The sequence below is a fragment of the Hydrogenophaga sp. genome, from assembly GCF_041633695.1.
Taxonomy (GTDB): domain Bacteria; phylum Pseudomonadota; class Gammaproteobacteria; order Burkholderiales; family Burkholderiaceae_C; genus Hydrogenophaga.
The window spans coordinates 1-3,205 of record NZ_JBFJMY010000462.1; the positions used below are offsets into that span (position 1 = coordinate 1).

At 65.9% G+C, this 3,205-nt stretch carries 2 protein-coding genes; one reads left to right on the forward strand and one right to left on the reverse strand.

Features of this window, described 5'->3' with window-relative positions:
• Window positions 1–684: 684 nt before the first annotated feature.
• A complete protein-coding gene (gene ftsY / locus ABYB95_RS20110; RefSeq protein ID WP_372661019.1) occupies window positions 685–1,839 on the reverse strand; it encodes a signal recognition particle-docking protein FtsY in 1,155 nt (384 codons plus the stop codon).
• A gap of 29 nt (window positions 1,840–1,868) precedes the next feature.
• On the opposite strand from ftsY, the gene ABYB95_RS20115 reads away from it, so the two are divergent.
• Window positions 1,869–3,205: M16 family metallopeptidase (locus tag ABYB95_RS20115; RefSeq protein WP_372661022.1), on the forward strand; the 1,337-nt coding region annotated here is incomplete at its 3' end.

The window sequence follows — 3,205 nt, forward strand, 5'->3', positions numbered from 1 at the left end:
CTTGAGGAAGCCGATGATCTGTTCCTCGGTGAATCTGCTCTTCTTCATGTCCGTCATTCTCCTGGTGGTTGACGGACTTCACTAACTTCAGACTGGTACGGCTGGTGGGGGGCAGGTCACAAGAGCAGGACCAGGGATAACAGGTCTGACAAAGTTCGTGCACCTGTTGCTGCCATTCCGCGGCGCGGGACGCTGACTGGACCGAGTCGGCGAACCCATTTAATATTTGCACTATAGCCCGCATATCGCGAGACACCCCTCCGATACCAACCGTTCGAGCCAAGAAGGACTGCTCTGGGACTCAGGGGTGAAGGACTGAAGTGGGTCGCGAAGAGCCGGTCGCCTTGGCGTGTAGGAGACGCTCGGCACCTGGTGCGGCCCATCGCTGATGAGTGGCCGCTGCCGAATGTACAGCGGTCGACCGCCTCGCAGGATTACGAATGGCAGGTTTCTGCGGCGGCTGTCATTGGGCTGCAAAACCTGACCGGCTGCAGTCAGCCTCGACCGGACATAGGCCGTGATCCAAACAAACGGTTCCATTGACCAGCAAGAGGCCCCGCAATACCGACCCGCGACCCTATTGCGCAAACAACCATCGGCCTACGGCGAAAAATTGTCACAGGCCGAATTGCCCTTGAACAAGGGCAGCGACCCGCGCAGCGGCGGAGCGTGGGGGCTATTTCTTCAAGCCAGCAAGGCCTGCGCAAATTCCCGCGCGTCAAAGGTTTCCAGATCTTCCAGTTTTTCGCCCACGCCGATGAAGTAGATCGGCACCGGTTTTTCGCGCGCGATGGCGCAGATCACACCGCCTTTGGCCGTGCCGTCGAGCTTGGTGATGATGAGGCCGGTCAGGCCCAGCGCTTCGTCGAAGGCCTTCACCTGCGCCAGCGCGTTCTGGCCGGTGTTGCCGTCGATCACCAGCAGTACCTCGTGCGGCGCCGTGGCATCGGCCTTTTGCACCACGCGCTTGATCTTGCGCAGCTCTTCCATCAGGTGCAGTTGCGTGGGCAGGCGCCCGGCGGTATCGACCAGCACCACGTCGCGGCCCCTTGCCTTGCCGGCGGTCACGGCGTCAAAGCTCACGGCGGCGGGGTCGCCGCCTTGTTGCGTGATGATTTCCACCGTGTTGCGGTCGGCCCAGACGGCTAGCTGCTCGCGCGCGGCGGCACGGAACGTGTCGGCGGCGGCCAGCAAGACCGTGGCACCGGCGTCGGCCAGGTGGCGGGTGAGCTTGCCAATGGAGGTGGTTTTGCCCGCGCCGTTCACGCCCGCCACCATGATCACCGTGGGCTTGTGTTCGCCGATCTGCAGCGGCTTTTGCAAGGGGGCGAGCAAGGCCACCATGGCATCGGCCAGCAGGCCTTTGACGGCGGCCGGGTCGGTGGTTCTGCTGTCTTTCACCCGCTTTTTCAGGTCGGCCAGCAGGTGTTCGGTGGCTTTCACGCCGGTATCGGCCATGAGCAGCGCGGTTTCCAGCTCTTCGTACAGCGCCTCGTCGATGCGGGTGCCGGTGAATACGGTGGTCAAGCCGGTGCCGGTTTTGCGCAGGCCGACCTTGAGTTTGTCGATCCAGCTCAGGCGCGGCGCCACAGCGGGCACCGCCTCGCTGCTGGATTTTTCAACCGCCTGAGGCGCAGCAGCGATTGGCTTGGGATCTTGCACTAGCGCCTCAACGGGCGCTGGCGCTGGCGCAGTTGTGGGTGCGGGTGCAAGAGCCGGGGCGCTGTCCACCCGAGCGGGTTCGGCCGGTGGCAGCCCCGGTGTCAGGGGGGCGGGTTCGTGGACGGGTGCCGGTGTGGCGGGAGGGGTTGGGGGTTTTTTTCGGAAGAACGAGAACATTTGGCTATCTCTAGAATCCATTGCATTCTATGAAACGAAACATACCCCTGGTGCCCGCGCTGCTGGCGGCCATCCTGATGCAGCTGGGCAGCGCGCTGGCCCAAGCACCCGCGGTGGCTGCGGCCACGCACGCCCAGACCTTCACGCTGGCCAATGGCATGACGCTGATCGTGCAGGCCGACCACCGCGCACCCACGGTGGCCCACATGCTGTGGGTGCGGGTGGGCTCGATGGACGAGGTGGACGGCACTTCGGGTGTGGCCCATGTGCTGGAGCACATGATGTTCAAGGGCACGCCCAGCGTGCCGCCGGGCGAGTTCTCGCGCCGCGTGGCGGCTCTAGGCGGGCGCGAGAACGCTTTCACCAGCCGCGACGCCACCGCGTATCACCAGCAGATACCGGCGGCCAAGCTCGAAGCCATGATGGCGCTGGAGGCCGACCGCTTCGCCCACAACCAATGGAGCGATGACGAGTTTGTGCGCGAGATCGAGGTGATCCACGAAGAGCGCCGCCAGCGCACCGAGGCATCTCCCCGGGCGCGTTTGTTTGACGCGCTCAACGCCATGGCCTATGTGGCCAGCCCGTACCGGCGGCCTGTCATCGGCTGGGAGAGCGATCTCAAGGCCATGACGCCGGACGACGCCCGTGCGTTCTACCAGCGCTGGTACAGCCCGGCCAATGCCGCCGTGGTGATCGTGGGCGATGTGGACGTGGCGCAGGTCAAGACCTGGGCCGACCGGTACTACGGCGCTATCGCCGCGCGGCCCGTGCCCACGCGCAAACCCCGCGACGAACCGCGCCAGCATGGGCCGCGCCGGCTGGAGTACCGCGCCGTGGCCGAACAGTCGGTGGTGGCGCTGGCCTACAAGGCGCCGCGCTTCACCGACCCCGACGCGGCCGATCCGGACAGCCAGGACGCGCTGGCCCTGGCGGTGCTGGCGGCGGTGCTCGATGGCTACAGCGGTGCCCGGCTGGAGCGCGCCCTGGTGCAGGGCCGGGTGGACGGTGCCGCCACGGGCGCACGCTTGGCCGACAGCGCGGGCGCCTCCAGCAGCTTGCTGGGGCGAGGCCCCGCGCTGTTCCTGCTCACCGCCGTGCCCACTTCTGGCACGGCGCCCGAGCGGGCCGCCAGTGCTTTGCAGGCCGAGGTGGCGCGCATTGCCCGCGACGGCATCAGCCCGGTCGAGCTGAAGCGGGTGACCACGCAATGGACCGCGAGCGAGGTCTACAAACTGGATTCGGTGTTCAACCAGGCCAGAGAACTGGGCACCTATTGGATCAACGGCATGGACAGCAGCGCTGGCGCACGCTTGATGAACCGCTTGCGCGCCGTGACGGCGGAGGTGCGGACCGTGTCCTCATCGTC

Excerpts from the sequence above, each read along its gene's own strand:
- ftsY (WP_372661019.1), bottom strand. The coding sequence starts at position 1,839 with ATGTTCTCGTTCTTCCGAAAAAAACCCCCAACCCCTCCCGCCACACCG.